This window comes from Paenibacillus stellifer (assembly GCF_000758685.1).
Lineage (GTDB): Bacteria > Bacillota > Bacilli > Paenibacillales > Paenibacillaceae > Paenibacillus_AQ > Paenibacillus_AQ stellifer.
Map to the genome: position 1 here is coordinate 1,234,755 of NZ_CP009286.1, position 26,798 is coordinate 1,261,552.

Sequence of the window (26,798 nt, forward strand, 5' to 3'; positions counted from 1 at the left end):
TTACATTATATATGCATGCAAAGGCGGGATTACCCGATGGACGATAAATTGGCATCCTATCTCTATATGTACCGGAGTCATGAGAATGAGAGCGGATTATGCGAGTTGGAGCTGAATGCGCTGCTTCAGGGCGACAGGCTTGGAGCCGGGCTAATCATTACCCGGGAGAAGATCGATCCCGGCCGCAGCCCTTATGTGACCGGCAGAATCGACATCCTGGCGTCGTCGGAGTCGCTGGACGACATTGCCGAATATGCCGCAGGGATACCGTTTGCGGAAGGCGAGACATTCAAGGTGTTCTGCCCCCGTGAAGTGGAGGGTACTTACGACGAACACCGCAGGCTGGAGCGGATTGTGGGTGCGCGGATGGCCGGACAAGCGAATATGAAGAACCCAGGCCGGTTATACGGAATCGCCGTTCATGACGGAAGGATATGGTTCGGGACGTATACGGAGAGCGATCGCAGCTGGCAGGAGCGCAAGAATAAGCCGCATAATTATTCGACCGGCCTCGGGGTGGCGCTCGCCAGATCAGCAGTCAACATTGCGGCTCCGAGACCGCAGGGGATTAAAATTCTCGACCCTTGCTGCGGCATGGGAAGCGTGTTGATTGAAGGGCTGTCCATGGGCATGGACATGACCGGCTGTGATCTGAACCCACTTGCCGTCCGGGGAGCCAGGGGGAATCTTCGCCATTTCGGCTACAGCGAGAAGACCGTAACGTTGGGCGACATGCGGGAGCTGGACGGCTTCTATGATGCGGCAGTGCTGGATATGCCGTATAATCTGTGCTCCGTCCTGCCTCAGGAGGATACGGCCGAAATGCTGGCTGCCCTGCGCAGACTAACCGCCCGTGCGGTCATCATCTCCACAGAAGCGCTGGAGGAGGAGATCGCACGGGCGGGATTCGCGGTTATTGGCGGCTGCATCGTGTCCAAGGGAAGCTTCCAGCGCTCCCTGTGGCTGTGCCGCTAGTACTGCCGGGCGTAGTCGACAACATTTCGGGAAGGGCGGCCGGAGGATAAATAGGATTTCATGTTCTCGGCAAAAATAGCGACAACCCGGTCTGCGTAATAATCGGTGGCGCCGGCGACATGAGGCGTTATGACAACCTGCTTCATTCCCCACAGCGGATGATCGCTTGGCAGCGGCTCATTCTCAAACACATCAAGGCCGGCTCCGCTGAGCTTGCCTTCGTTCAGGGCATCGACCAGAGCTTCCGTATCGGTAGTCCCGCCGCGCCCGATGTTGATATAGCAGGAGCCTTCTTTAAAGGAAGAGAAGATGGAGGCATCGAACAGATGGTGGGTGTCGTCGGTCAGCGGCAGCGTATTGATCACATAATCGCCAGTGCTTACCGCTTCCTTGAGCTGTGCGGTCTCGAACATCTCGTCAAAGCCGGGCAGCGGTTCTCCGCTGCGGCGCACGCCGACAGTTCGCATGTCAAACGCCTTGGCGATGCGGGCGGTTTCGCTTCCGATTTCGCCTGTGCCGACGATGACGACCGTCTTGCCCGTCAGCTCGGTTGAATCCATGTGCTCCCTTCCAATCCATAACCGGCTTTCCTGGTTGCGGATTGCCGTGTGGAATTTTCGCGCAAAGATCAGCATGAACCCGAAGATTACCTGCGCAATGGGCTTGGAGTGAACGCCGCTTGCGCTTGTCAGACAGATATTATGTTCCTCCAGCGCCTGGAGCGGCATTGTGTCCACTCCGGCCGACCAGGACTGAACCCAGCGCAGCGGTCCTCCTTCACGGAGCACCGTGTCCGAGATGTTCTTAGTCCAGCCGATGATGATCTCCGCATCGGCAAGGGCGTTCATATCGGGGTTCTTTGCTTCGCTCTGCACGAATGTGTAGCCCGGAGAGGCCTGGGTGACCGCTTCTCTCTGTTCATCGGTCAGCGTTTGAAGACATACGATCGATTTTGTCATAATGGTTCCCTCCCGTAACATCGTATTCTACAAGAATAACAAATCAGTTGAGAAAGGTGAAATGACCATGAGGAATGATAATCAGCAGGCTGGAACAAGCTCCTCTTCAGAGAGACTGTTCACGGCGGTTAGACTGTCTCCGGAAATTCGGAGCAGGACTGGAGAGTTATGCAGAGCAATGTCAGCTGAGCTGCCTTTCGCCAAATGGACGCATGCGGAGGACTATCATATTACGCTCCAATTTCTGGGCGACACCCCCGCCTCGGATATACCGGCGCTTATCGGCTCGCTTAAGCAGGCATCAGAGAAGATGGAGCCCTTTACCCTGACGCTTCAGGAGCCTGGCACTTTTGGTCCTCCAGGGGCGCCGCGAGTGCTCTGGGCTGGTGTGGGAGGAGAGAAGGATGCCCTGCGGGAGCTGTATGCCCGGATCACCGGGAAGACGGCAGCACTGGGCTTCACTGCGGAGAACCGCCCGTATTCTCCCCATGTGACGCTGGCTCGCCGTTACCGGGGGACGGAGCCCTTTCAATCCTCCAAGCTGGAAGTATGGTCGAACGATGAAGTGTTCCGCATGTCCTGGAGGGTGGAGGAGTGGGTGCTGTTTGTGACCCGGATGCACAATCAGCCGATGTACGAAGTGGTGGAATCCTTCCGATTTTAGGTCGGATTAGGGCAGATTTTGGTGTTTTTTTAAAAAAAAGTGGTCAAAAAGTGTTCAAACCTCCCATTTCCGGTTACATAGAGTAGGAATGTGCCGCATAATAGGAGGACTGACATGCCTGTATTTTTTAGACAAAACCGCTGGATGATGCCGCTTTTCGGCGTTATTTTGGCGTGTTTCTCTGCAATTATAATTTTGGCGCCTATGCTGGGCCAGGATCGTGAGAGAGCTAAACCGCTGGGAGGAGAATTGAGGCGGACTCTCACGCTGACTTCCGCAGCAAGCCGGGCTGAAGCGGATGCCGGACCCCGGGAGGAGGCCTTCCGAACAGCGAGATCAGGGGCTATATCTGCAAATGCGCCGGACCTTGTGAACCATCTGCATAAATCCCTGTCTCCTGCAATTAAGATTTCATCCGCTGCCTGGAAGGCCGCCCCGGTTCTGCATGTGCTGGACCCCGGTCGCATCATCCGAATATCCGCAAGCGAATCGACAGCCAGGGGAGCCGGAGCACCGGTCAGGGTGACCGGGAGCGGACAGGCGGTGAAGCGGGAGACAGTGCTGACCAAGAAGCAGGGCGTCCAGCCCAAGGTAAAGAAAGCCGTAATACCGAAATCTCCCCCCATAATCCTATACTTCTCACGGACCAAGCTGTTAAGCCGGGATGAACGCTCCCAAGCGACCCGGAGCTATACGGTATCCAATGAAGAGGTGCTTCTGCTGCAGAAAATTGTCATGGCAGAGGCGGAAGGCGAACCGTACGAGGGCAAGGTGGCAGTCGCCAACGTTGTTCTAAACCGGCTGCGGTCAGCCAATTTCCCCAAATCGATCCGAGATGTAGTATACCAGAAGCATCAATTCAGTCCGGTCGCCAACGGCAGGCTGAAACGGGTGCGTCCGAATGCCGACACCGTCAAGGCGGTCTCTGCCGCTCTGTCCGGAAAGAAGGCCGTAAGCGACGACACATATTATTTCCTGTCGCTTAAGCTGGCGCAGGATTTGACGGTACATCACTCGCGCACCTTCACCAAAAAAATCGGCAATCACAGCTTTTACCGCTAACCGTTTAATTCTTTTGCTATATAGGGTAATTTACGTTAATAAAGTAGAAGCCCATGTACAGAGGAGAGCGAGAGCATGAAACTGACATACTACGGCCATTCGGCGCTGCTGGTGGAATCGGCGGAGGCGAGCGTCATCATCGATCCCTTCCTGTCGGGCAATCCCGCTTCCGGAGCGGACCCGAAAGACATCAAAGTCGACGCCGTCCTGTTGACTCACGGGCACTCTGATCATCTGGGCGACGCGGTCGAAATCGCGAAGAACAACGACTGCCCGATCTTCGGAGTGTACGAGCTGGCGGATTACTGCCAGGACAAAGGCGCCAAGGTGCAGCATATGAATATCGGCGGAGCAACGTCCTATCATGGATTCACGATCAAATACACGCCGGCCCTTCATTCCTCTTCGATCAAAGAGGGCGATACGTGGATCTATCTCGGCGAGCCCGCAGGCATTCTGCTGACTCTGGAGGGCAAGACGCTGTACCATGCGGGAGATACGGCTCTCTTCGGCGACATGCGGCTCATCGGAGAACGCCATGCCATTGATGCCGCGTTCCTGCCGATCGGGGATATGCTGACGATGGGGCCGGATGATGCGCTGCTGGCCGCGCGCTGGCTGCGGGCGGGCAAGGTGATTCCCGTCCATTACAATACGTTCCCGGCGATTAAGCAGGACGGGACGCAGTTCTGCGACCGGCTGAAGCAGGAGGGCATCGAAGGCTATCCGCTGAAGCCAGGGGAGAGCCTGGAAACATAAGCGCAGCAGCAGAGGGAGCCAGGGGAGACATTATCACGTTTAGAGCAAAAAAGGACGAACCGTCTGAGAGCGGTTCGTCCTTTTACATATTTATACGATGCAAGCATCATGTCTTAGAATTTCCGGTAAACGCGTCGGCGTCCGTAGGATATCCGAAAGCCGTATACCTGCGAGGAACGGAATGCAGCTCCGGCGCGGCAATTCGTAGCCTAAGGCGTTACACAGACAGCTTCGTCGGGAATAGCCTGAGTCCGCGCTCCCCGGAGACCGGCCAGGCCATCGGCCTTGCCCAGCATTTCCAGTACAGCAGCCGCGCAGCCGCGGGGCTGGTAACGGTCGGGAGACAGCCGGCGGCTGCGCTGCTCCTCAAGCTCCGCGTATTCCCGGTTCAGACGCTGGAACCAGTTGTCAATGACGGCTTCGGAGTCCAGCACCTCGGCGAGTCCCAATTCCACGAAGTATTGGCAGTTCTTCTCTTCCTGTCCGGGGATCGCCTGATAGAAGAGCATCGGAATGCCTTTGGCCAGCGCCTCCGTGCAGGTCATACCGCCGGGCTTCGTAATGAGCAGATCGGCGGCGTCCATCAGCTTGTTGACTTCATTCGTGTAGCCCAGAATCTTCACGTTAGGATGATGCAGCCGGAGGTCATGGCGCAGCTTCTCCACCAGCTTCTCATTGCTGCCCATGCAGAAGATCAGCTGGATTTTGTCGAGTTTGGCCGTCAGTGCGTCGATAAATTGTTCGCCGAACATAAGACCCCAGCCGCCTCCCATAACCAGTACGGCAGGCATGTTCTTCAGCCCCAGTTCCTGCCGCAGAGACTCCCTGCTGGTCCGTTCCCAGAATTTCGGGTGGACGGGGATGCCTGTCACGGTGATTTTGCTCTCCGGAATGCCGCGCCCCGTCAGGATCGCCTTGACCCTTGAAGTGGAGACGAGGTAACGGCTCACCTCATCGTTGATCCAGCTGCCGTGGGCATCGTAATCCGTAATGAGCGTATACAGCGGCACATCCAGCCCCTGAGCCTTCAGCCGGGAGACGACGGCGGCCGGAAGGGGATGTGTGCATATAATAAGATCGGGTTTCAACTGCTCGATGACCTGCCGTGCATGATTATAGAAGACCCGGTGCAGCGCAAGCTTGGTGAACCGGTTGAGCGATCTGTCATACTGCGTCTTGTACAGCATGCCAACCAGCTTCGGCTGACTGCTGACGGTCTTGCGGTAAGCGGAAAGAATCCAGGGGGCCACAGTCGGATTCAGGAACTTGCCCAGCTCGATGACCCGGCACTGAACCTCCGGATTAAGGCGCTTGATTCCTTCGGCCAGAGCATAGGCTGCTCCTGTATGCCCGGTGCCGAAGCCTTCCGAGAACAGCAGTACTCTTTTCTTTCGCATAATTTCACCCGCTACTTTCCGTATCAATAGAAGTCCAAATTCTGTTACATCCACTATACGCCATTTTTGTCCAGAAATTCTGTACTCTTTTCACATTATACAAATAAGACGTAAATAGAAAGTTAAAACACTGCAAAAACTAAAAATAAAAACATTTCAGAAAGTATTGCAAATGAGCGGGTGAAGTGATAAATTAGTAAATGACCGGATGACCGGAAGTGAAATTTAGTCAATAAGTCATTTCAAGTCTAAAGCTGTTGATTAATGAAGAAAGGAAGTGCGAATGATGGCAGTGGTGGATCGAAGGCAGCAGGTGCTTCAGGCGGCGGCGAAATCCTTCTCGTTCTTTGGATACAAAGCGACCACGATGGACCAGGTAGCCAAAATCGCCAATGTCGGCAAAGGCACGATCTACACGTTCTTCACCAACAAAGATGAATTGTTCGATGAAACAGTGCGGAACGTGACGACGGAATTCAAACGGATCGCAGCCGGCGCGATTGAGCGGGGCAAGCCGTTCTTCGAGAATCTGCTGCGGGTGCTGGACGTGCTGGATGGGTTCCGGAAGGAACAGGAGCTCTACATCAAGCTCACCCAGGAGCAGCGGGAATTCGGAACGCCTCAGGCGCAGGAAGGGCTCGACCGGTTCGAGAACGTCATTCTGGATTTCATCGAGAAGGAAGTAAGCGAGGCGATGGAGCGCGGGGAAATCAAACGCTGTGACGCCAAAGTCGTGTCCCATGTACTCTTCAGATTGTACTTCACGCTGGTCTCCGATTTGAACAAAGTCCGCGAGCCTCTAAGCAAGGAAGAGATCAAATCGTATTTCCGGCTTTTTCTGGCAGAAGGAATCGAGATTGCCCCCTCGCAGGGTGTTTGATCAGTCTAAGTCAGGGAAAAAACAAGCAAGTGCCGAGAGGCGCTTTTTTCACCCCTTGATTGACCGAACGGGGAAAACGGTCAGTTGTTATTGCAGTAAATGAATGAAAGAAGAAAGAAACTACAAAAGGAGAGAACCGGAGTGAAGTCATTATTAGTGTTTTTTAGGGATGTGGGTGCGGCTCTGAAGAAGCCGAAGGTTTTTATTCCTATACTGGTCGTTCTGTTCATTCCGGTACTGTACAGCGGATTGTTCCTGAAGGCATTCTGGGACCCCTACGGTAAAATGAATGAACTGCCCGTTGCAGTCGTCAACGAAGACAAGGGTGCGGAGTATGAAGGGAGCAAGCTCACCGCTGGCGCCGATCTAGTTGAGGAACTGAAGAAGACCGACGGTTTTCAATGGAACTTTGTAAGCCGTGAAGCGGCGGAAGCGGGACTTAAAGACAATACTTATTATATGGCTGTTCTCGTTCCGGAGGACTTCTCTGAAAGAGCAACAACTTTGCTTGAGGACAATCCGACCCCGGCTCAAATCATTTATGAGCCTAACGAAGGCTATAACTTCCTTGCCGGACAAATCGGCAATACGGCTGTGAAGGATATCCGAACCAAGATTTCCGCCAAGGTTACCGAGGCTTATACCGATTCGGTATTCGACAAGCTGACCGATATTTCCAGCGGAATGGGAGAAGCCAGCGATGGCGCAACGAAGCTGGCCGACGGCGCGACGAAGCTGAACGATGGCGCAGGCAAGCTGAAAGACAATCTGCTCGTACTCACCGAGGGAGCGGGCAAGCTTCAAGCGGGCGTAGAGCCGCTGAGCAAAGGCGTATCCGACCTGAACAGCGGCGCGTCTCAATTGAAGAGCGGCAGCAGCACTCTGGCTTCCGGGCTTCAGCAGCTGTCCGACGCGCACAAGCAGCTTCAGAACGGCGTAGCGCAAGCAGCTGATGGCGGCAAGAAATTGAATGCCGGACTGCAGCAGACGCTGACCGGGTCACAGAAGCTGCAAGCCGGTACGGAATCTGCCGTTCAAGGCAGCGCGCAGCTGCAGGCCGGAGCACAATCGGTCGTGAAAGGGAGCGAGCAGCTTGAATCGGGACTTAAAGCTTCCAGTGCAGGCAGCGTCAAAGTATCCGAAGGCGCGAAGAGCGTAGCGCAGGGCCTTCAGGCGCTCGCACAGTCCAATGAGCAGCTTGCGGCAAATCCGGCCGTGAAGCAGCTGATTGCAGCGAGTGCGGCGGTAGCGGAAGGCAGCGAGCAGCTGTCGCAAAGCCAGCAGCAGCTGGCGCAAGGAGCGACGGCGCTGCACACCGGCTCCCAGCAGCTGTCCGCCGGACTGGACCAGCTCCACAGCGGGGCACAGCAATTGAACACCGGCGCGGAGCAGCTCGTTCAAGGACAGAAGCAGCTGGCTGACGGCGCATCTTCCCTTGTAGCCGGAGGCAGCAAGTTGACTGCAGGCATGAATCAATTTGGCACGAAGCTGGGTGAAGCGGCTGCCGGCGGCAGCAAGCTGGCCCAAGGCGGAGCAGCGCTTGAAGCCGGAACAACGAAGCTGCTGAACGGCGTATCTCAGCTGAACAGCGGAATCGGGTCTGTGGCTGACGGATCGAAGAAGCTCGCTGACGGCGCAGGACAACTGCAGGACGGAACCAAAGAACTTCAATCCGGTTCATCTGAACTGGCGAGCAAGCTTGGAGACGCAGCCGAACAGACGAGCAGCGTGAAGAAGACCGACTCCATGGTCAGCATGTTCGCAGAACCGGTTCAAATGGAGACGAAAGTATTGAATGAGGTTCCGAATTACGGAACAGGCTTCTCTCCTTATTTCATGTCGCTTGGTTTATTCGTAGGCGCACTGATCTGTACGCTCGTTATCTCGCTGCGTGATTCCTCCGTAGAAGGTGCGACGTGGTTCAACCGCTTTATCAGCCGGTCGCTGGCATTCTCGGGCATGAGCTTGATTCAATCCCTGCTGGCATCGCTTCTGCTGCTCTACGGCCTTGACCTGAAAGTGCAGAGCGTACCGCTGTTCTTCCTGTTTACCTTTATAACGGGTCTGGGATTCATGTGGATTATTCAGGCGATTGTAACCTGGCTTGACCAGCCTGGACGCTTCGTTGTCATCGTTCTTCTGATCTTCCAACTGACAACCAGCGCCGGAACATTCCCGCTGGAGCTGATTCCTGGCTGGATGAAGCCGATCAATCCGCTGCTTCCGATGACTTACAGCGTTCAAGGCTTCAAAGCGGTTATCTCGACTGGTGATTTCAGCAAAATGTGGAGCGACGCGTTTACACTGCTGTCGTTTGGCGTAGTATTCCTGTTCTTCACTTTCCTGTATTTCATGAGCCGCAGACACGAAGTGCAAACCGAAGCAAATCGTGAACAAGTTTTGTCTGTATAATCGCGAATGCGGAGTACTCCGCACAGTCTGGAGAAGCGCCCCGAAAGGGGCGCTTTTTGGTTATTGAAGGGAAAATAAAACGCTTTCTAAAGAGATACTGGTAAATGTAACATGTATAAAACGCTTTCAATGCATAAGCGCTTATTCACTCATGTTGCATAAATATACATCCTTTAGTTTATTTAGGCTTTTATTCGTTAAAGCTGTGTCGCAAAAGGCAATGTTAATCGGCGTAATAAAAAAGTTTAAATTGCGCTCATGTAAGGTCGATGATAAAATAATATAACCAATCTGCCTTGAATAATTATTAATAATGCCCCACTTTATTATAGAAAGGTTGCGTAAGATGAGACACACTGAACTGCCCCCAAAACAGGGCCTTTACGATCCCCAGTTCGAGAAAGACGCCTGCGGTATGGGCTTTGTCGCGCATATCAAAGGAAAGCCCTCTCATGAGATTGTCAGCAACGCCTTAACGATGCTCATTAACATGGAGCACCGGGGAGGCCAGGGAAGCGAGCCGAATTCCGGCGACGGAGCAGGAATCATGCTGCAGATTCCGCACCGTTTCTTCTCCGAAGAAGCGAAAGCGCTCGGCTTTGAACTGCCGGAAGCGGGCCGTTACGGCGTCGGCATGCTCTTTTTGTCTCACAATGAAGACATTCGCTCCAAACATGAAAGCATCCTGAGCGCAATTGTCGCTGAAGAAGGACAGAGTCTTCTTGGCTTCCGCGACGTGCCGACCTACGACGACATGCTGGGCAAGACGGCTAAGGCCGCCAAGCCGTATGTGCGCCAGGTATTTATCGGCCGCTCCGAGGACATTCAGGACGATCTGGCCTTTGAACGAAAGCTGTATATCATCCGCAAGCGCGCGGAACTCGCGATCCGCTATGGCGGAGAGGAAGAAGGAGAATCCTTCTATCTGCCGAGCTTGTCCTGTCGAAAGATCGTCTACAAAGGCATGCTTACCACCGTACAGGTGGGACAGTTCTACCTGGACCTGCAGAATGAGAAGCTGGAATCCGCGATCGCGCTGGTTCACTCCCGCTTCAGTACGAACACCTTCCCTAGCTGGGAGCGCGCGCATCCATACCGCTTCATGATCCACAACGGCGAAATCAACACGCTTCGCGGTAATGTGAACTGGATGCATGCCCGCCAGTCGCTGTTCAAGAGCGATGTGTTCGGCAGCGATCTGGAGAAGATCAAGCCGATCATCAATCCGGACGGTTCCGATACCGGAATGTTCGACAATACGTTCGAGTTCCTGTATTTGAGCGGACGCTCCCTGCCGCATGTCGCCATGATGATGGTGCCAGAGCCTTGGAGCAATCACGACAGCATGGACGACAGCAAGAAAGCCTTCTATGAATACCACAGCACCTTGATGGAGCCGTGGGACGGGCCTGCAGCCATGGGCTTCACCGACGGCGTGCAGATCGGCGCCATTCTGGACCGCAACGGTCTGCGCCCATCGCGTTATTATGTAACCAAAGATGATCTGATCATTCTGTCTTCGGAAGCGGGCGTGCTCGATATCGCTCCGGAGAACGTTCTGTATAAGGACCGCCTGAGACCGGGCCGCATGCTGCTGGTCGACACCAAAGAAGGCCGCATCATCTCTGACGAAGAGGTTAAGGCCGCGATCGCATCGGAGCGTCCGTACCGCCAGTGGCTTGACGAGCATTTGATCAGCCTGGAAGAGCTGCCGGATGCGCCTGAGCTGCCGAATCCGAAGCATGACAATGTCCAGCAGCTGCAGCAGGCATTCGGCTACACGTTCGAAGACCTGCGCAAAGTGCTGGAGCCAATGGCTTCCAGCGGCGCCGAGGCTGTCGGCTCCATGGGCTATGACGCACCGCTCGCGGTGCTGTCCGACCGCCCGCAGCGGCTGTACAACTACTTTAAACAAATGTTCGCCCAGGTAACCAATCCGCCGATCGACGCCATCCGCGAGGAGCTTATCACCTCGACGATGACGACGATCGGACCGGAACGGAACCTCCTCAAACCAGAACCGGAGAGCTGTAGACAGATCGCGCTGCATACTCCGATTCTGTCGAACGAGGAATTTGCGAAGATCCGCCACGTGCGGCGTGCGGGCTTCAAGGCGATGACCATTCCGATTCTGTTCCCGGCCGACCTGGGAGCCGAAGGCCTCGGCAAAGCGCTGGATAACCTCAGCGAAGCTGCCGACCGGGTTATCGACAAGGGCCACAATATTCTGATTCTGTCCGACCGTGGCGTAGACCGTGAGAACGCGGCTATCCCGGCTCTGCTGGCCGTTTCGAGCCTGCATCACCATCTGATCCGCCAGGGAACGCGGACGAAGGTTACGATTCTGCTGGAATCCGGCGAGCCGCGCGAGGTACATCACTACGCGCTGCTGCTCGGCTACGGCGTGAGCGCAGTCAATCCTTACCTGGCTTTCGAGAGCCTGGATGACATGATCACTCAAGGCCTGCTGAGAGGCGTCTCGCATGAGAAAGCCGTGAAGAATTACATCAAGGCCGCCACGAAGAGCGTGGTGAAGATTCTGTCCAAAATGGGTATTTCCACGATCCAGTCGTACCGGGGCGCGCAGATTTTTGAAGCAGTCGGCCTGAAGAGCGAATTCGTGGACCGTTACTTCACCTGGACGCCGTCTCGAATCGGCGGCATCGGCCTGGAGGAAGTGGCTGCCGAGGCGCTGGCACATCATTTCCGCGCTTTCTCCGATAAGGACGGCACAGACAAAGTTCTCGATTCCGGCGGCGAATACCAATGGCGCAGCGACGGGGAGGATCATCTGTTCAACCCGCAGACGATTCACCTGCTGCAGCATTCGGTCCGCAGCGGCGATTACGAAATGTACAAGAAATATTCGGCGCTCGTACAGGGCGAGAGCAAGAAGCATCAGACACTGCGCTCCCTGCTTGAGCTGAAACCGGTCGGAGAACCGATTCCACTGGAAGAGGTCGAGCCGGCCAGCTCGATTATGAGACGCTTCAAGACAGGCGCCATGTCCTTCGGCTCCATCAGCAAGGAAGCGCATGAGACGCTGGCGATCGCCATGAACCGCATCGGCGGCAAGAGCAACACCGGCGAAGGCGGCGAAGATCCGGCGCGCTTCGTTCCGGAAGCCAACGGCGATTCCCGCCGCAGCTCGATCAAGCAGGTTGCATCCGGCCGGTTCGGCGTAACGTCGAACTATCTGGTGAATGCGGACGAAATCCAGATCAAGATGGCGCAGGGCGCCAAGCCGGGCGAAGGCGGACAGCTTCCGGGACGCAAGGTCTATCCTTGGGTCGCCGAGGTTCGCGGTTCGACGCCGGGCGTAGGTCTGATCTCGCCGCCTCCTCACCATGACATCTACTCCATCGAGGATTTGGCGGAATTGATCTACGATCTGAAGAACGCTAATCCGCGTGCGAATATCAATGTGAAGCTGGTATCGGAGGTTGGCGTAGGCACGATCGCCGCTGGCGTGGCGAAAGGCCGTGCCGACGTAATCCTCATCAGCGGTTATGACGGCGGAACGGGCGCATCGCCGATGAACTCCATTCGCCATGCCGGTCTTCCTTGGGAGCTGGGCCTGGCTGAGACGCATCAGACGCTGATTCTGAACAATCTGCGTGACCGCGTCGTTCTGGAGTCGGACGGCAAGATGCTTAGCGGCCGCGACCTCGCCGTCGCTGCGCTGCTCGGAGCGGAAGAGTTCGGCTTCGCCACTGCTCCGCTGGTGGCCGTAGGCTGCATTATGATGCGCGTCTGCCAGATGGATACTTGTCCGGTCGGCGTTGCCACGCAGAATCCGGAGCTTCGCAAGAACTTTGCTGGAGATCCGCAGCATGTCGTGAACTTCATGACGTTCGTTGCAGAGGATCTTCGTGAGATTATGGCTTCGCTGGGCTTCCGTACGATCAAGGAAATGGTAGGACGCACGGATTGTCTGGATGCTGTTCAGGCAGCCTATCACTGGAAGAAGAAAGGCGTCGACCTCAGCGGCCTGCTGCACACGCCTGAGCTTCCGGAAGGCAGCACGCGGTTCAACAGCAAGCAGCAGAACCATGGTCTGGAAGAGACCATCGACGTTTCGAAGCTGCTGTCCCTTGCGGCTCCGGCGCTTGAGAACGGAACGCCTGTAACGGCATCTCTGCCGATCACGAACGTCAACCGTGCGGTGGGTACGATTCTCGGCAGCGAGCTGACCCGCAAATACGGAGCAGCCGGTCTGCCGGACGACACGATCTCCCTGACCTTCACCGGCTCCGCCGGCCAGAGCTTGGGCGCATTCGTGCCGAAGGGCATTACGATCAAGGTCGAGGGCGACTCCAACGACTATGTCGGCAAGGGCCTGTCGGGCGGCAAGCTGATTGTGAAGCCGTCGCCAAAGGCAACCTTCGCGGCCGAAGAGAACATCATTATCGGCAACACGGCGTTCTACGGCGCGACAAGCGGCGAAGCTTACATCAACGGCATCGCAGGCGAACGCTTCGCAGTCCGCAACTCCGGCGTCAATGTCGTCGTGGAAGGCGTGGGCGACCACGGCTGCGAATACATGACAGGCGGACGTGTCGTAGTTCTGGGCGAAACCGGACGCAACTTTGCCGCGGGGATGTCAGGCGGTATCGCGTATGTCTATGATCCGGACAACACATTTGTTAACCGCTGCAACCTGGAAATGGTGCTGCTGGAGCGTGTTGAAGATCAGAGCGAAGCTGAAGAGCTTCGCGGCATGATCGCCCGTCACGCGGAATTGACCGGCAGTACGCTCGGTCAGCGCATTCTGGACGGCTGGCAGCAGAACCTGGCGAAATTCGTTCGCGTCATTCCGAAGGATTACAAGCGGATGCTGGAGCAGATCCGCAAGGCGGAAGACACCGGTCTTCGCGGAGAAGCAGCCCTTCTGGCCGCTTTCGAGGCGAATATGCGTGAACTGGCTCGCGTAGGCGGCTAATTCATCAGTGCATAATTCAGCGATGATCTATAATAGGGTTTAATATTACGGGGGCGGCTCGGAGCTTTAACAGCTTGGGGCCGCCGCCTTTTTTTGAAATTGATGACATGCAGGGAAGAGATGGAATGTCTATTTTTCCCGAGAGTGGAAAAAAATCATAAAGGATTGCAGGGTTTGTCGGACAGGCTGCGTCTAATTACATAGGGGTCTTTTTTCAAAAAAATGGATTGTGAAAGGAAGGGCGATCATGACATTATCTACCCCGGCCGCCGAGCCGGTAGCCCGTCTGCTGAATGTGAGCAAATCGATCGGCAGCAAGAAGCTGGTCAGCGATCTGACACTGGATATCCCGGCGGGGCAGGTCTTCGGATTTCTCGGCCCGAACGGTGCGGGCAAAACGACGACCATCCGCATGATGGTGGGACTCATCTCTATCAGCAATGGAGACATTCTGATCGGCGGCAAGAGCATCCGCCATCAGTTCGAGGAGGCGGTGGCCCAGGTCGGCGCCATTGTAGAGAATCCCGAGATGTACAAATTTCTGACAGGCTATCAGAATTTGAAGCAGTACGCGCGTATGGTTCCCGGCGTGACGAAGCAGCGGATCGACGAGGTGGTGACGCTTGTCGGACTGAATCAGCGCATTCATGACCGGGTGAAGAGCTACTCTCTCGGCATGCGCCAGCGTCTGGGCGTTGCCCAAGCTCTGCTGCACCGGCCCAAGCTCCTGATTCTGGACGAGCCGACCAACGGTCTTGATCCGCAGGGCATACGGGAGCTGCGCGATTATTTGCGGCGGCTGTGCCAGGAGGAAGGCACGAGCGTGTTCGTCTCCAGCCATCTGCTCTCCGAGATGGAGCTCATGTGCGACACTGTGGCCGTCATCCAGAATGGCCGGCTAATTGATGTGCGCGGGCTTAGGGGGCTGGAAGGCGACGACGATGGGGCCCGGAAGATGGAAATTCTGTTCGAAGTGAATGAACCGGCGGCGGCGCAGGCGCTGATCGGCGGCAGTATCCGGAAGGAAGGGCTGGTTGTAACGGCGACCCGCGACGAGATCCCTGCACTGAATCAAAGGCTGGTGGGTGAAGGTCATCTGGTCTTCGGCATCCGGGAAATCACGGTTTCACTGGAAGATCAGTTCCTGAAGATGACGGGGGGTGAAGGCATTGAGTAATTGGCTGTCGCTCGTACATAACGAAAATATCAAGGTTTACAGCCGGGTTCGTACATGGATCATGCTCGTTCTGCTTGTGCTGCTGGCCGTGCTGATGCCGGTTCTGGTCTATACGACTACCGACATCGCATCCCGGCCGGACCGCTGGAATGTCTTCCAGATTACGATCAGCGTCCTGTTCTACCTTAACACGATTTTCAGCGTCATTATCGCTTCGGATGCGGTGGCCGGCGAATTCACCTGGGGAACGATCAAGCTGCTGCTGATCCGTCCGTGGAGCCGTTCCAAGATTCTGCTCTCCAAGTACACCTCACTCATTCTCTTTAGCCTGCTGTCCACCGTGCTTCTGGTGGTCGTCGGATTCGCAGCCAGCTTCCTTCTCTTTAAAGCCGGCGGGGATGTCGATCCGCCGGTGCACGGATGGAGCATGTGGCAATATATGCTGGTAGATATCGCCTGCCGGTATATCGAGCTGTTTCTGACCATTGCGCTCGCCTTTATGGTATCCAGTGTGTTCCGGGCCAGCGGGCTGGCGATCGGATTGTCGCTGTTCATCATTTTCGCCAAAGATATCTTCAATACGCTGTTCAATCCGGAGACTTACGAATGGGCGAAGTATTTGCTGTTCCCGCATATGAATCTGAGCGGCTATATGTTCTCGAATACAGGGCCGGGCGGCGTATCCTTCGGATTCTCGATCGCCGTGCTTGCCGTATACTACGTCGTCTTCCTGGCGCTGTCCTGGCTGGTATTCAGCCGGAGAGACGTAGCCGGGTGATTTGAAGGTGTAGTTAAGGGAGTTGTTGAAGGTGTATATGGCAAGGCTCGAGGGAGTGCTGCCGCAGCACAGACAGACATAGACAGACCGCTGCAGCCATCTGCTGCAGCGGTCTGAACATGCGGACGGACTTTGCCCGTCCATATGCTAGATAGCGGCCTTGCTTCGCTCAAGGCTTCCATCATCGTCAGACTCCGTCTCACGTAATTCCCATGCGCCGCCGGTTCCAGCAGGAGCCGGCGGCTGTTCCATGTCCACCAATCCGCTGAGCACGCCGCCCTCCATAATGGAGAGCCGGTTGGCCGTAGCCGTCCCGTTCAAGTAGCCGGTCGAGGTAAGGATCAGCCGCCGCTTGGCCCGGATGTCTCCAAAGACATGACCGGCGATAATGATTTCTTCTGCGGTAATGTCCGCATGAACCTTGCCTTTTTCGCCGATCGTTACCGTACCGCCGCTGCAGATTTCACCGGTGAACTCCCCGTCGATCCGCAGATTGGTCTCGCACAGCATTTTGCCTTCAAGTGTCTGTCCCGCGCCCAGCAGCGAATCGGATGCCGCAGGCCCCCGGCGCTTCTCCGTCTTATTCCACATGTGAATCCCTCCTTATAATCGAAAAAATCGAACAATAAATTCGAATCTGAGTCACACTCAAAAGCATATTCAGAATTAGATTCAAACGCAGATGCTGATACAGATTCAAACCCAGACTCAAACCCAAACGCAGGCTCGCACTCAAATTCAAACACTAATCCAACTTGCATTGCATATGCCGCATTATTCTGGATGCACGTACGATAGCGGATCAACCAATTTGTCCTGCTTCACCACCTGGAAATGCAGATGGGGCCCGGTGCTTCGCCCGGTGCTGCCGACTTCGCCAATGCGCTGTCCTTTGGCGACCTTGTCGCCGGGGGAGACATTCTCAGCGCTGAGGTGCATGTACCAGGTCTGAATGCCGTCTCCATGGTCGATAACAATATAATTGCCCCGCGCGGCGGTCTGGTCGGCGGTTATGACCGTTCCCGCCTGGGCGGCAAATACGAAATCGCCTGTCTGTGCTGCGATGTCGATTCCGCCGTGGTAGGCCGCTGTTCCTTTGAACGGATCGGTGCGGTAGCCGAAGCTGGAGGAGATCGTCCGGGAGGAGGTCGGCCAGAGGAAAGCCTTCGCCTGCTCGCGAAGCGCCTGCTCCATCCGGGCGGCGTTGGCCTCCTGAGCCTCCTGTACGGTCCGGTTAAGACTTGTGATCATCTCCTCCAGTTGAGAGCCGAGCTCGGCCAACTCGTCCTTGGTCTCGCTGACGGCGAGAGCTTCGGGCGCTCTGTGAACGGCAACGTACTCTCCGCCTACACGAAGCAGAGGGGTGTGATCGATAGCGGTCTCCAGAAGGCCGATCCGGATCGTGATAGCGCTGGGAGATACAGACTGGGAAGGCTGAACGAATAATGCGTTCTGAACATCATCTGCATTTTGCTGGACCCCGGCGGCTGCGGACGGCTTGGGAACGGGCTTGAGCCCGGCAGGGACCGCGTCTCCTGTGCCGGCGGCAGAAGCTTGAGCGGCGGAAGAAGCCTGAGCGGCGGCCAAAGCGCTGGAGGTCTCCATCGGATTATCTTCCGGATTTTCTCGAACGGAGGAGCCCGAAGTGCCTGAGCTTCGGCTGAACGCCGCAAACGGTGCGATATAGGCAGAAGCCTTCGTGGACTCCACGCTCTTCCTTACGACTGTCTCATTCTTCGCGGCCGCGGTAGCCGAGCTCTTGGAGCTCTTCGCAGCGGAGGACTCCTTTCCCGTACTTGCTCCCTGCTTCTTGATCATGTCCTGAAGCTTCTGCTCCAGCGCGTCGACACTTTTCAGACGTTCCCTGACCGTATCCGCTTCCTGAGACAGCTTCGCAGCTTCGGTCTGAACCTGCCTCAGGGTAGTCTCCCTGTCGGCTGCCTGGGCTTCGAGCCGTATATTCCGTTCCGACAAAGCGGCGGCCTCCGCTTCCAGCTCCTGCATGGAACGGGAGGAATGGACATACATGGAGGTGACCAGACTCGAGACGGACAGCACAGCCGCAGCCGGAAGGGCGATGGCCAAAGGCTTGGCGAGCTGAAGCTGTCTGACAGGATGCTCCGCATCCCCGACGACCAACAAGGTAATCTTGTCCGAGTGACTTTTCATAGTGACTCCTTCCCGCGTCCGTACCGCCGGTCCGGCAGAGGAACGCTGCTTGATGGCACGTTCTATTATTCTATGTATTCGCCCGCAGGCAGGAACATGACAGGCTCGGCTTTGAATAAATCGGTACGGTTTGGGCAAAAGCTGTAGTTATCCGGCTTTGGAGCCACCAGCGGCGGAGGTGAAGGGAGGAGAAAGCTCAGATATGATCATACTGGCCGTTCTATTAGCTGTCTTTATCGTACAAGGCATGGTTATCCTGCTGCTCGAATATCGTCATCCGCAGAAGGCGGTGGCATGGCTGTCTTTACTCTTTTTTTGTCCGCCTCTTGTTCTGTTTCTCTATTATGCATTGGGGAGGGACTATGCGAGCAGGCGCCGCATCCGGGCCGCGGCTACGGATAACAAAGGGGTACGCTGGGAATGCCATGCCTCGGAGAAATGCCGGCCGATTACTGATCCGGAGGAGACTGGCAATCCGGAGATGTATGGACGGAACGATCTCCTGAATCTGCTGAACGAATTATCCGGCTATCCCGCCACGGCGCGCAATCATACTGAAGTTCTGATCGATGGAGAACAAACCTATGAGTCCATGCTGAGAGCAATGGAGTCGGCATCTGAGCATATTCACTTGGAAGTCTATATTTTCCGGGACGATGAGATCGGCGGAGTGTTTCGCGATTGTCTGTGCCGGAAGGCCAGACAAGGGGTGAAGGTCCGTCTGCTATATGACGGTCTGGGCAGCCATGCGCTGAGCCGCCGCTTCATAGCCTCGCTGCGCGGCAGCGGGGTAGAGACGCATGCCTTCCTCCCCCCGCTGCTGGCGCTGCGGACCGGCAGATTCAACTACCGCAATCACCGCAAAATCCTTATCGTCGACGGACGGATCGGCTTTACCGGCGGCATCAATATCGGCGATGATTATTTGGGCAAGGACCCGAAAATGGGAAATTGGCGGGATACGCAGCTTCAGGTGGAGGGTGATGCGGTCTTTTTCCTGCAGCGTATCTTTCTGAAAGACTGGCGGCTCGCTTCAGGCGAGCGCCTGAGCCACCCGCGTCATTTCCCCGCGCACTGCTGCATAGGAGAAGAAGGGGTGCAGATCATCGCCAGCGGACCGGACGGCGACCGCGACTCTTTGCAGGCGATACTGTTCGCGGCCATTAATGCCGCGCAGCGGCGGGTCTGGATCGAAACGCCGTATTTTATTCCGGACCCGGCCATTCGCCGCGCCTTGAAGAACGCCGTGCTGCGCGGTGTCGATGTGCGGATCATCATTCCGGCCAAACCTGACAGCGAGCTTGTATACAGCGCATCTCTCTCTTATCTCGGTGATCTGCTGGAGGACGGAGTCCGGTTCTATCGGTACCGCCGCGGCTTCCTTCATGCCAAGATGTGGGTTATGGATGGAATGCTCGCCTCGGTCGGCTCCGGCAATCTCGATTTACGAAGCTTCTATTCCAATTTCGAGGTATCCACCGTGCTGATGAATCCGGAACGGATCGAAGAGCTGGCGGACATCTTCCAAAGGGATCTTGCGAACAGCGATCCGGTCGATACGGAGTGGTACTATTCCAGAGGCAAAATGGAACACTTGAGGGAGGAAATTTGCCGTATTTTCTCTCCATTATTGTAGGCGGGAAGGCTCCAGGGAACCGTTTGGAAGGTAAATTTACATTTCAGGGTCATCAAAGAATATGACAATATGATATACTATTAGAAATAAGGATAAAATTTTGATTATGGCAGGGGGAGTTTTATGGGTACGAGTTCACATGTACTAGTCCAAGAAGGACCCAACAAGCCCCGGAGATCGGGGACAATCAAGATGGCAAGACTGGCTCAGCGCACGATCATGATGATCGTAGGGGCCGGCATGATGGCCGTAGCGCTTGAGATTTTTCTCGTTCCTAACCAGATGGTCGACGGCGGCATTACGGGCATTTCCATTATGCTGTCGCATATCTTTCATATCCCCCTCGGTATTTTGCTGACTCTTCTCAATCTTCCTTTTCTCATTATTGGCTACAAACAGATCGGTAAAACCTTTGCGCTGTCCACACTGTTCGCGGTCGTCATCATGTCGATCGGGACTCAGTTATTGCATCCCGTTCCTTCCATTACTGGAGAGCCGCTGCTGGCAGCCGTGTTCGGGGGCGTCATTCTGGGCGTCGGCGTGGGATTGGTCGTACGGTATGGCGGTTCTCTGGACGGTACCGAGATTGTTGCGATTCTAGTCACCAAGAGAATGCCGTTCTCGGTCGGAGAAGTGGTCATGTTCTTCAATCTGTTCATCCTGTCCAGCGCAGGCTTTGTATTCGGCTGGAACAACGCCATGTTCTCGCTGATTGCGTATTATATCGCCTTTAAAGTAATCGACGTGACGCTCGAAGGTCTGGACCAATCGAAATCGGTCTGGATTATCAGCGAGAAGTACCGCGATATCGGTGAAGCGCTGACAGAGCGTCTGGGACGCGGCGTGACATATCTGGAAGGAGAAGGCGGCTTCTCCGGCGAGAACAAGAAGGTTATCTTCGTGGTCATCACCCGTCTGGAGGAAGCCAAGATGAAGGCGATTGTCGAGGATTGGGATTCGGACGCCTTTATCGCCGTCGGCAACATTCACGATGTGAAGGGCGGACGGTTCAAGAAGAAGGCCATCCACTAATGCCATCAACTTATGATGGGGAAGCTATTATTCATTTTTTTCATACTGGAAAAATAGTTCAACAACCAAACCTCCGGGCCGCGCTTTTCGCGGCAGACGGAGGTTTTTGTTTAGGTGCTGGCGTGGGCTTTGGAGTATGCCGTACCGTTTCGGAAATACGCCGAACTCAAGACAGTGCCCCGATCTCTCGCTTCACCGGCTGCTCAGCCCAAGACCGCGCCCCCCGATCACCCACTCCACTGGCTGCTCAAGGCAGCGCCTTGATTACCCGCTCCACCGGCTGCGGAGGCAGCAGGGCGATCAGGTCGCCGGTCTGGCTGAGCCGGTCCGTGATATTGAGCAGATGGAACTGCTCCGGCGAAGCCCCGCTGCGCACTTCTTCCCAGGTCAGCGGAGTCGATACCGTCGCCAGCGGGCGCGCGCGGGGCGTATAAGGGGCGGCAAGTGTTTTGCCTCCGTAATGCTGGAGATAGTCGAAGTAGATTTTATCCCCGCGATGCTTCTTCAGCCGCTCCAGAGTGAACAGGGAGGGATGCTGCTCCGTCACATAGCGTCCGACGAACAGCCCCAGCTTCCGCAGCTCATCGAACGTGACGCCAGGCTTGATGGGAACGATGATCTGCACGCCCGTCGCACCCGAGGTCTTCGGGACCGACTCGATCCCTAAGGACTTGAGAACATCGCCGACAAGGGCAGCCGCTTCCATGATCCGGGGCTCTTCATCAAGCGAAGGATCGAGATCGATCATCCATTCGCAGGGCAGCGTGCTGCCTGCGGCATGCAGTGAGGGATGAAATTCGAGGGCAGCGGAATTGCCGAGCCACAGCAAGCCGGGGAGTCCGTCAAGTGTGATATAGTTGATCCCCTCGTGCATGGTGGTATGGATGTAGGGAGGGAGGGGGTCAGGCGCGTTCTTTTGATAAAAAGACATGCCCTCAACTCCATGCGGGTAACGGATGACGGTCAGCAGCCGGCCCTTCAGATAGCGCAGCAAGTAAGGAGCCAGAGCCGCCAGCTTCTCCAGATAGATCATCTTGGTGATTCCCTGCTGCGGCCACAGCGGTTTGTCGGGATTCGTAATGGGGACGACCTCCCCCTCGATTGTGATGGAACCCTTCACCGTAGGCATCGACGATTCCTCCAACCCTTAATTATTGACAAAAGCCTCCGGCAGCACGCACTCGGCAGGCGCGATATCGACTCTGGCCTGAATGCTCGGCTGCCGCAGCGTTCCGGAGGCGTTCCATTCGAGAAAATGAATCTTGAACACAAGCTCCGGCCTGATCCAGAACGCTCCCTTGGCCCGCTGGGGGAGAGAAGCGAACGGCATGGAAGATGCGGCCAGACTCGGAGCCAATTCCGTCAGCTCCCGCCAGTCCTTGACGGTCAATCTGCCTGTGCCCGCATGACCGATATAGCGGAGTCCATTCCCGCTGTCGTACAGCCCGAGCAGGATCGCATTGACCGTTCCGTCGCGGAACGTGAAGCCGCCTGCGACGGCATTCACATCCTGGATGATTTTGCGCTTGATCCAGCGCCGGTCTTTGCCGCCGGGCATATAGGTTCCGCGCACATCCTTGCACACAATGCCCTCCAGCTCATTGGCTTGTGCGGAGCGAAACAGCTGATCGGCATCATGGTAGCTGGGGACGAGTTGCACATTCGGATGAGGCAGCAGAATGTCCTGCAGAAGCCGCTGGCGCTCAAAGAGAGGCTTATCCATGATCCATTCTCCATTGCAGTACAGCAGATCGAACACCATATAGAGCACCGGCAGACGGGGAACCATCTGCCGGATGGACGATCCGCTCCGCAGGCTATCCCGCCGCATCACCTCATGAAAGGAAGGCTTGCCTTCCTTGAGCGCAATCACCTCGCCGTCCAGAATGCAGGATTTCGCCCGGCAGTAGGCGGCGGCATCGGCAAGCTCGGGATACTGGGCGGTACGGTAGTTGCCTTTGCGGTTAATCAGCTCGGTGGTGGCTCCGTCGAAATAGGACAGCATCCGGACGCCGTCCCATTTGATCTGGGCGATCCATTGCTCGCCCTCAGGGAGCTGATCGGAGAGCACGGGCTCGAACGGTACAATAGGCTGAAGTTTCATCTGCAGCGCACCATCTTAAGAGACTGTCTGCTTCGATTTGGGCGAGCGCCGCTTCGGCTTCGGCGCAATCACCGGGGCAGCTCCCGCGCCGGCAGCCGCCGCTCCAGCCGCTCCTCCCGCAGCAGTTCCCGCTTCGGTGGCCGGGCCTCCGCCAGCCCCGGCAGTCGCCGCACCCGCAGCCAGGCTTCCGCCAACCCCGGCAGTCGCCGCACCCGCAGCCAGACCTCCCCCAGCCGCAGCAGTTCCCGCACCCGCAGCCGGGCTTCCGCCAGCCGCGGAAGTCCCTGCCGCTGCTCTACCGGAGCCGACTGCCGCCGGGCCTGCGCCGGCAGACGCTCCAGCCGCCTTGCTGGCAGGTTTGGCGGCTTTCTTCCGCCCCGATCCCGTTCTGCGCGGCTTGGCTTCCGTCCCGGCCAGAGTTCCGGGATCGGACGGAATATGCTGTACGGCCTCGATACTCGCCTGCAGCGCGGCCATAAGGTCGATGACATTCGCCTCGGCCCGGGCCGGAGCTACGCGGATTTCCTCGCCGGCCACCTTGCCCGCGATTAGGTCCAGCATGCGCTGGCGGTAATCGTCGGTATATTTGCCGGGTTCAAACGGCGTGGACAGCTGGGAAATGAGCAGCTTCGCCATCTCCAGCTCCTTGTCGCTGACAGCCGCCGCTTCCGGCAGGCCGGGAACCTGGGTTACCGGGCGTATCTCATCCGGATAGAACATCGTCTCGATGGAGAGGCAGTTGTCCAGCACCCGGATCGCAGCGAGGCTGCTCTTGGAACGGACCGAAATTTTGGCGACCCCGATCTTGCCCGTCTGGCGCATTGCCTCCATCAGCAAGCCGTAAGCACCAGCGCCGGCCTGATCGGGCGAGAGATAGTATGTTTTTTGAAAATAAATCGGGTCGATCTCCTTCAAGTCCACGAAATCGAGTATTGCGATCGTCTTGGTGCTCTCTTCCGTCAGGGCGTCGAGCTCGTCCTTGTCGAAAATTACGAACTTTCCCTTCTCATATTCATAGCCCTTGCCGATTTCCTCCCAGGCCACCTCCCTGTCGCAGACCGGGCATTTCCGCACATAGGACAGAGGGCTGCCGCACTCCTTGTGAATGTAGCGGAGCGATACATCCTTATCCTCCGTTGCCGAGAACATTTTGACCGGAACATGCACGAGTCCGAAGCTGATTGCGCCTTTCCAGACGGTATGCATGGAATCACCACCTCTGTTATGTCAGTTTGGCTTAGTATGGGCGGACCCGAGCATTTTACACCTTGAAGAATTTATGAGATGACGCGTCCCGGCATAGAATCGGGGAACTCTGGATAAGCTAATGCCGCAGCGCCCGTCACCTTCGAAATAGGGGCAGGAAGAACGGAGGGCAGAGCCTCATGGAATCGTATGATATCAAGCGGGATGAGTGGGGATTTCCGGGCATACCGGGAGAGGTTGTTCAGTGGGAGGAGCTGACGGCGGCAGAGCGTGATGACGATGTGCTGCCAGGCACGGACATGCTGGACCCGGATCGTACGCTTGGAGCGCCGCCGGATGATTATGAACCCGATATGGAATAAAAAAAGCGGACCGGATTTTCAATTAAAATTGAGGAGGAAATGCGATGGACGTTCAGCGTGCGCAGGATATTTATGATTCCAAGGATATGATCGCCGTCCGTCTGGATGGCAAGCCCGTGTGGATCGAGCATGTGGATGCCGCGAATGGCATGGCGACAGTTCAGATCGGCTCGCGGCCGACGGATGTGCAGACGGTTGGAGTCGACAGATTGGTGGAAGAGAAGCATTAGCTGAGAAAGGGTTAACTTTGTAAAAAAAAGATATCCTAAAAACCTCTTCGGCGGGCAAGCGCCGGAAGAGGTTTTTTTTGCGCGGAATGAACATCCTACAATTTGCCTTTACTGATAAACTATTGAAATTGCCGTATTCCTAACCGATAACTAACTTAAAGGAAAAATAAATCAAGAAACTTCGGAAGGATACGAAATGAATAAATAATCCGTTATGGAAGCGCGGGATAAGTCCTACAAATATTATTTCGGATGGGATCGCTATGCCCAAGACTTTGTACTTAAGCGCAAGCCGTTGTCCGATGTTGATAATGATGAGACGTACATAAGCGCCGATGAAGACACCTATTATTTTGAAGAGGAGCAAGAAGATAAAGGCGAGAGACTTTCAACCTACTTGGTCTTCATGAATGGGTATATATGGGATGTGGAGTCGGATCAATTTGTATATTCAGAAAGAGACGGTGCTAACCGCACCTCCTATCTCCACCTATTCAAGAATGGCAAGGAAACGGTTCGCAAATTAAAAGGATGGTCATCTGACCCTTTGGATATTATTGACGGGTGGGTTTATTTCACGGTGGATGCTGAAGATTCAGATTCGGGAGGTCTGTTTGCCATACGTCCGGACGGATCCGGTTTCCGGCAGGTTGGGAATAAAGGTCTGAACAGCCAGAGCTATCTCGGGACAATCAAGTCCTATCTAGTCTTTCGGCACTTGAACCAACAAGGAATTCCCGATGGCAGCTTCACTTTTCTCAGGAAGCAGTAGCGTTTAGGCCAAGGTACACACGCATGAAGCCCTGTTCCGCTTACCGGCGAGCTGCAACGAGATTCCGAAACCTAGCTGAATGAAGCCCCGGGATTATCTCCCAGGGCTATTTGTTGTGCTGTATTGTCTCTCATCTTCACCGGAAATGCTGGTATAATCGTGAATAACTCCACAATAGACAAAAAGAAACGAAATGAGTGATAGGTGTGAAACCCATACTGCTTGGCATATGTTCGGCGCTGTTTTTTGCCGTTACGTTTGTGCTCAACCGCCGGATGGAGCTGTCCGGAGGAAGCTGGGCATGGAGCTCGTCTCTCCGTTACATCTTTACGCTGCCTTTTCTGCTGGCGCTAGTGGCCGGACGGGGAAGGCTGAGGCCGCTGCTCCGGGAGATGGCGGACCGGCCGCTCGCCTGGCTGCTGTGGGGAACGGTCGGCTTCGGCTTGTTCTACGCCCCGATTACATTCGCGGCTGCTTACGCGCCCGGCTGGCTGACCGCCGGAACATGGCAGATTACGATTATCTCCGGCTCTCTGCTTGCCCCTCTGTTTCTCACCAATGTCCAAGGTGCGAATGGATCGGAGCGTGTCAGGGGACGAATCCCGGTGCGCGGGCTTCTGCTGTCCCTGATCATTCTCGCAGGCGTCGCGCTGCTGCAGCTGGAGCATGCGCAGAAGCTGCCTGAGTCCCAGGTGCTGCTCGGCATCGTGCCCGTGCTGATTGCGTCGTTCGCATACCCGCTGGGCAACCGAAAGACGATGGAGCTATGCGGCGGCCGGCTTGATGTCTTCCAGCGGATACTCGGCATGACGCTGGCCAGCATGCCCTTCTGGCTGATTGTCGCCCTGATTGGCTGGCGTGACTCCGGCCTGCCTTCGGGCAGCCAGATGATCCAATCCCTACTAGTTGCACTCTCCTCGGGCATTGTCGCAACGGTGCTGTTCTTCCGGGCGACGGATTTGGTGCGGCACAGCATGACGGGCCTTGCGGCCGTCGAGGCGACGCAGTCCCTGGAGGTGCTGTTCGCTCTGATTGGGGAAATGCTGATTCTCTCCTCGCCGGCGCCGAGTCTAATCTCCTGGGCGGGAATCGCTGTCATTATTTGTGGAATGGTGCTGCACAGCCTGTTCGCCCACAAGGAGCCGGCCGGAGCCAAGTCTGCGCCGCGCGGCGAGCGGGAGGAGCTGCCGTCCGTCCAGTGACGGGCCGGATTGTGCTGCGCTGCCTCTCTGTTGCGGGAAAGTGACCGGACCGATATAATAAAAAGTATTCAAAATTTTGG

21 protein-coding genes and 1 pseudogene are annotated in these 26,798 nt (G+C 55.9%); 15 read left to right on the forward strand and 7 right to left on the reverse strand.

Annotation, left to right across the window (positions count from 1 at the left end):
* The first annotated feature begins 36 nt into the window (after nucleotides 1-36).
* Nucleotides 37-975, forward strand: a complete 939-nt coding sequence (locus PSTEL_RS05645; RefSeq protein WP_084064736.1) for a methyltransferase domain-containing protein — start codon at nucleotides 37-39, stop codon at nucleotides 973-975.
* Here the strand turns inward: PSTEL_RS05645 and PSTEL_RS05650 are convergent.
* Nucleotides 972-1,934: a D-2-hydroxyacid dehydrogenase gene (locus PSTEL_RS05650; protein WP_038694073.1), complete on the reverse strand. Its 963-nt coding sequence runs from the start codon at nucleotides 1,932-1,934 to the stop codon at nucleotides 972-974. The genes PSTEL_RS05645 and PSTEL_RS05650 overlap by 4 nt on opposite strands.
* A gap of 67 nt (nucleotides 1,935-2,001) precedes the next feature.
* Here PSTEL_RS05650 and thpR point away from each other — a divergent pair, with 67 nt between their 5' ends.
* The 3 genes from thpR (at nucleotide 2,002) to PSTEL_RS05665 (ending at nucleotide 4,419) form a co-directional block, all read left to right on the forward strand.
* Nucleotides 2,002-2,598: an RNA 2',3'-cyclic phosphodiesterase gene (thpR, locus tag PSTEL_RS05655; protein WP_038700204.1), complete on the forward strand. Its 597-nt coding sequence runs from the start codon at nucleotides 2,002-2,004 to the stop codon at nucleotides 2,596-2,598.
* Between the two features lie 114 nt (nucleotides 2,599-2,712).
* On the forward strand, nucleotides 2,713-3,660 hold the full coding sequence (locus tag PSTEL_RS05660; RefSeq protein ID WP_038694074.1) for a cell wall hydrolase: 948 nt from the start codon (nucleotides 2,713-2,715) through the stop codon (nucleotides 3,658-3,660).
* Nucleotides 3,661-3,735: 75 nt separating this feature from the next.
* On the forward strand, nucleotides 3,736-4,419 hold the full coding sequence (locus PSTEL_RS05665; protein ID WP_038694076.1) for a metal-dependent hydrolase: 684 nt from the start codon (nucleotides 3,736-3,738) through the stop codon (nucleotides 4,417-4,419).
* A gap of 209 nt (nucleotides 4,420-4,628) precedes the next feature.
* Here the strand turns inward: PSTEL_RS05665 and PSTEL_RS05670 are convergent, their stop codons facing one another.
* Nucleotides 4,629-5,816 carry a UDP-N-acetylglucosamine--LPS N-acetylglucosamine transferase gene (locus PSTEL_RS05670; protein WP_038694077.1) on the reverse strand — a complete coding sequence of 396 codons (1,188 nt, stop codon included), beginning with the start codon at nucleotides 5,814-5,816 and terminating at the stop codon, nucleotides 4,629-4,631.
* Between the two features lie 286 nt (nucleotides 5,817-6,102).
* Here PSTEL_RS05670 and PSTEL_RS05675 point away from each other — a divergent pair, with 286 nt between their 5' ends.
* The 5 genes from PSTEL_RS05675 to PSTEL_RS05695 all read left to right on the forward strand — a co-directional run bounded on the left by PSTEL_RS05675 (nucleotide 6,103) and on the right by PSTEL_RS05695 (nucleotide 16,005).
* Complete coding sequence (locus PSTEL_RS05675; protein ID WP_038694079.1) at nucleotides 6,103-6,696, forward strand: TetR/AcrR family transcriptional regulator; 594 nt, start codon at nucleotides 6,103-6,105, stop codon at nucleotides 6,694-6,696.
* A gap of 141 nt (nucleotides 6,697-6,837) precedes the next feature.
* Nucleotides 6,838-9,108 carry a YhgE/Pip domain-containing protein gene (locus tag PSTEL_RS05680; protein ID WP_038694080.1) on the forward strand — a complete coding sequence of 757 codons (2,271 nt, stop codon included), beginning with the start codon at nucleotides 6,838-6,840 and terminating at the stop codon, nucleotides 9,106-9,108.
* A 346-nt stretch (nucleotides 9,109-9,454) separates the two neighbouring features.
* A complete protein-coding gene (gltB, locus tag PSTEL_RS05685; RefSeq protein WP_038694082.1) occupies nucleotides 9,455-14,050 on the forward strand; it encodes a glutamate synthase large subunit in 4,596 nt (1,531 codons plus the stop codon).
* 247 nt (nucleotides 14,051-14,297) lie between these two features.
* On the forward strand, nucleotides 14,298-15,227 hold the full coding sequence (locus tag PSTEL_RS05690; RefSeq protein ID WP_038694083.1) for an ABC transporter ATP-binding protein: 930 nt from the start codon (nucleotides 14,298-14,300) through the stop codon (nucleotides 15,225-15,227).
* Nucleotides 15,220-16,005: an ABC transporter permease gene (locus PSTEL_RS05695; protein ID WP_038694085.1), complete on the forward strand. Its 786-nt coding sequence runs from the start codon at nucleotides 15,220-15,222 to the stop codon at nucleotides 16,003-16,005. Before PSTEL_RS05690 ends, PSTEL_RS05695 begins: the two co-directional genes overlap by 8 nt.
* Before the next feature lie 147 nt (nucleotides 16,006-16,152).
* On the opposite strand, the gene PSTEL_RS05700 is transcribed toward PSTEL_RS05695, so the two are convergent.
* Nucleotides 16,153-16,596, reverse strand: a complete 444-nt coding sequence (locus tag PSTEL_RS05700) for a bactofilin family protein (protein ID WP_038694086.1) — start codon at nucleotides 16,594-16,596, stop codon at nucleotides 16,153-16,155.
* Between the two features lie 183 nt (nucleotides 16,597-16,779).
* Complete coding sequence (locus PSTEL_RS28335; RefSeq protein ID WP_052098215.1) at nucleotides 16,780-18,174, reverse strand: peptidoglycan DD-metalloendopeptidase family protein; 1,395 nt, start codon at nucleotides 18,172-18,174, stop codon at nucleotides 16,780-16,782.
* Nucleotides 18,175-18,376: 202 nt separating this feature from the next.
* Here PSTEL_RS28335 and cls point away from each other — a divergent pair, with 202 nt between their 5' ends.
* Both cls and PSTEL_RS05715 read left to right on the forward strand, forming a co-directional pair.
* On the forward strand, nucleotides 18,377-19,810 hold the full coding sequence (gene cls / locus PSTEL_RS05710) for a cardiolipin synthase (RefSeq protein ID WP_038694088.1): 1,434 nt from the start codon (nucleotides 18,377-18,379) through the stop codon (nucleotides 19,808-19,810).
* Nucleotides 19,811-20,002: 192 nt separating this feature from the next.
* Nucleotides 20,003-20,842, forward strand: a complete 840-nt coding sequence (locus PSTEL_RS05715; RefSeq protein ID WP_052098216.1) for a YitT family protein — start codon at nucleotides 20,003-20,005, stop codon at nucleotides 20,840-20,842.
* A 247-nt stretch (nucleotides 20,843-21,089) separates the two neighbouring features.
* Here the strand turns inward: PSTEL_RS05715 and ligD are convergent, their stop codons facing one another.
* The 3 genes and pseudogenes from ligD to ku all read right to left on the reverse strand — a co-directional run.
* Complete coding sequence (gene ligD / locus PSTEL_RS05720) at nucleotides 21,090-21,971, reverse strand: non-homologous end-joining DNA ligase (protein WP_038694091.1); 882 nt, start codon at nucleotides 21,969-21,971, stop codon at nucleotides 21,090-21,092.
* 18 nt (nucleotides 21,972-21,989) lie between these two features.
* On the reverse strand, nucleotides 21,990-22,946 hold the full coding sequence (locus PSTEL_RS05725; RefSeq protein ID WP_038694092.1) for an ATP-dependent DNA ligase: 957 nt from the start codon (nucleotides 22,944-22,946) through the stop codon (nucleotides 21,990-21,992).
* 285 nt (nucleotides 22,947-23,231) lie between these two features.
* Nucleotides 23,232-24,152: pseudogene (ku, locus tag PSTEL_RS05730) on the reverse strand (non-homologous end joining protein Ku); the annotation flags it as partial.
* A 179-nt stretch (nucleotides 24,153-24,331) separates the two neighbouring features.
* On the opposite strand from ku, the gene PSTEL_RS05735 reads away from it, so the two are divergent.
* The 4 genes from PSTEL_RS05735 to PSTEL_RS05750 all read left to right on the forward strand — a co-directional run bounded on the left by PSTEL_RS05735 (nucleotide 24,332) and on the right by PSTEL_RS05750 (nucleotide 26,718).
* A complete protein-coding gene (locus PSTEL_RS05735) occupies nucleotides 24,332-24,514 on the forward strand; it encodes a hypothetical protein (RefSeq protein WP_038694094.1) in 183 nt (60 codons plus the stop codon).
* A gap of 44 nt (nucleotides 24,515-24,558) precedes the next feature.
* Nucleotides 24,559-24,744, forward strand: coding sequence for an H-type small acid-soluble spore protein (locus PSTEL_RS05740; protein ID WP_038694096.1), 186 nt, complete (start codon nucleotides 24,559-24,561; stop codon nucleotides 24,742-24,744).
* A 214-nt stretch (nucleotides 24,745-24,958) separates the two neighbouring features.
* Nucleotides 24,959-25,516 (forward strand): hypothetical protein, encoded by a 558-nt coding sequence (locus tag PSTEL_RS05745; RefSeq protein ID WP_038694097.1) that lies wholly within the window; start codon nucleotides 24,959-24,961, stop codon nucleotides 25,514-25,516.
* A gap of 206 nt (nucleotides 25,517-25,722) precedes the next feature.
* On the forward strand, nucleotides 25,723-26,718 hold the full coding sequence (locus PSTEL_RS05750) for a DMT family transporter (RefSeq protein WP_038694098.1): 996 nt from the start codon (nucleotides 25,723-25,725) through the stop codon (nucleotides 26,716-26,718).
* Nucleotides 26,719-26,798 lie beyond the last annotated feature (80 nt).

What these genes read in the sequence shown, in the direction of transcription:
- PSTEL_RS05645 (WP_084064736.1), top strand. Translation starts at nt 37, where the DNA reads ATGGACGATAAATTGGCATCCTATCTCTATATGTACCGGAGTCATGAG.
- PSTEL_RS05650 (WP_038694073.1), bottom strand. Translation starts at nt 1,934, where the DNA reads ATGACAAAATCGATCGTATGTCTTCAAACGCTGACCGATGAACAGAGA.
- thpR (WP_038700204.1), top strand. Translation starts at nt 2,002, where the DNA reads ATGAGGAATGATAATCAGCAGGCTGGAACAAGCTCCTCTTCAGAGAGA.
- PSTEL_RS05660 (WP_038694074.1), top strand. Translation starts at nt 2,713, where the DNA reads ATGCCTGTATTTTTTAGACAAAACCGCTGGATGATGCCGCTTTTCGGC.
- PSTEL_RS05665 (WP_038694076.1), top strand. Translation starts at nt 3,736, where the DNA reads ATGAAACTGACATACTACGGCCATTCGGCGCTGCTGGTGGAATCGGCG.
- PSTEL_RS05670 (WP_038694077.1), bottom strand. Translation starts at nt 5,816, where the DNA reads ATGCGAAAGAAAAGAGTACTGCTGTTCTCGGAAGGCTTCGGCACCGGG.
- PSTEL_RS05675 (WP_038694079.1), top strand. Translation starts at nt 6,103, where the DNA reads ATGGCAGTGGTGGATCGAAGGCAGCAGGTGCTTCAGGCGGCGGCGAAA.
- gltB (WP_038694082.1), top strand. Translation starts at nt 9,455, where the DNA reads ATGAGACACACTGAACTGCCCCCAAAACAGGGCCTTTACGATCCCCAG.
- PSTEL_RS05690 (WP_038694083.1), top strand. Translation starts at nt 14,298, where the DNA reads ATGACATTATCTACCCCGGCCGCCGAGCCGGTAGCCCGTCTGCTGAAT.
- PSTEL_RS05700 (WP_038694086.1), bottom strand. Translation starts at nt 16,596, where the DNA reads ATGTGGAATAAGACGGAGAAGCGCCGGGGGCCTGCGGCATCCGATTCG.
- PSTEL_RS28335 (WP_052098215.1), bottom strand. Translation starts at nt 18,174, where the DNA reads ATGAAAAGTCACTCGGACAAGATTACCTTGTTGGTCGTCGGGGATGCG.
- cls (WP_038694088.1), top strand. Translation starts at nt 18,377, where the DNA reads ATGATCATACTGGCCGTTCTATTAGCTGTCTTTATCGTACAAGGCATG.
- PSTEL_RS05715 (WP_052098216.1), top strand. Translation starts at nt 20,003, where the DNA reads ATGGCAAGACTGGCTCAGCGCACGATCATGATGATCGTAGGGGCCGGC.
- ligD (WP_038694091.1), bottom strand. Translation starts at nt 21,971, where the DNA reads ATGCCTACGGTGAAGGGTTCCATCACAATCGAGGGGGAGGTCGTCCCC.
- PSTEL_RS05725 (WP_038694092.1), bottom strand. Translation starts at nt 22,946, where the DNA reads ATGAAACTTCAGCCTATTGTACCGTTCGAGCCCGTGCTCTCCGATCAG.
- PSTEL_RS05735 (WP_038694094.1), top strand. Translation starts at nt 24,332, where the DNA reads ATGGAATCGTATGATATCAAGCGGGATGAGTGGGGATTTCCGGGCATA.
- PSTEL_RS05740 (WP_038694096.1), top strand. Translation starts at nt 24,559, where the DNA reads ATGGACGTTCAGCGTGCGCAGGATATTTATGATTCCAAGGATATGATC.
- PSTEL_RS05745 (WP_038694097.1), top strand. Translation starts at nt 24,959, where the DNA reads ATGGAAGCGCGGGATAAGTCCTACAAATATTATTTCGGATGGGATCGC.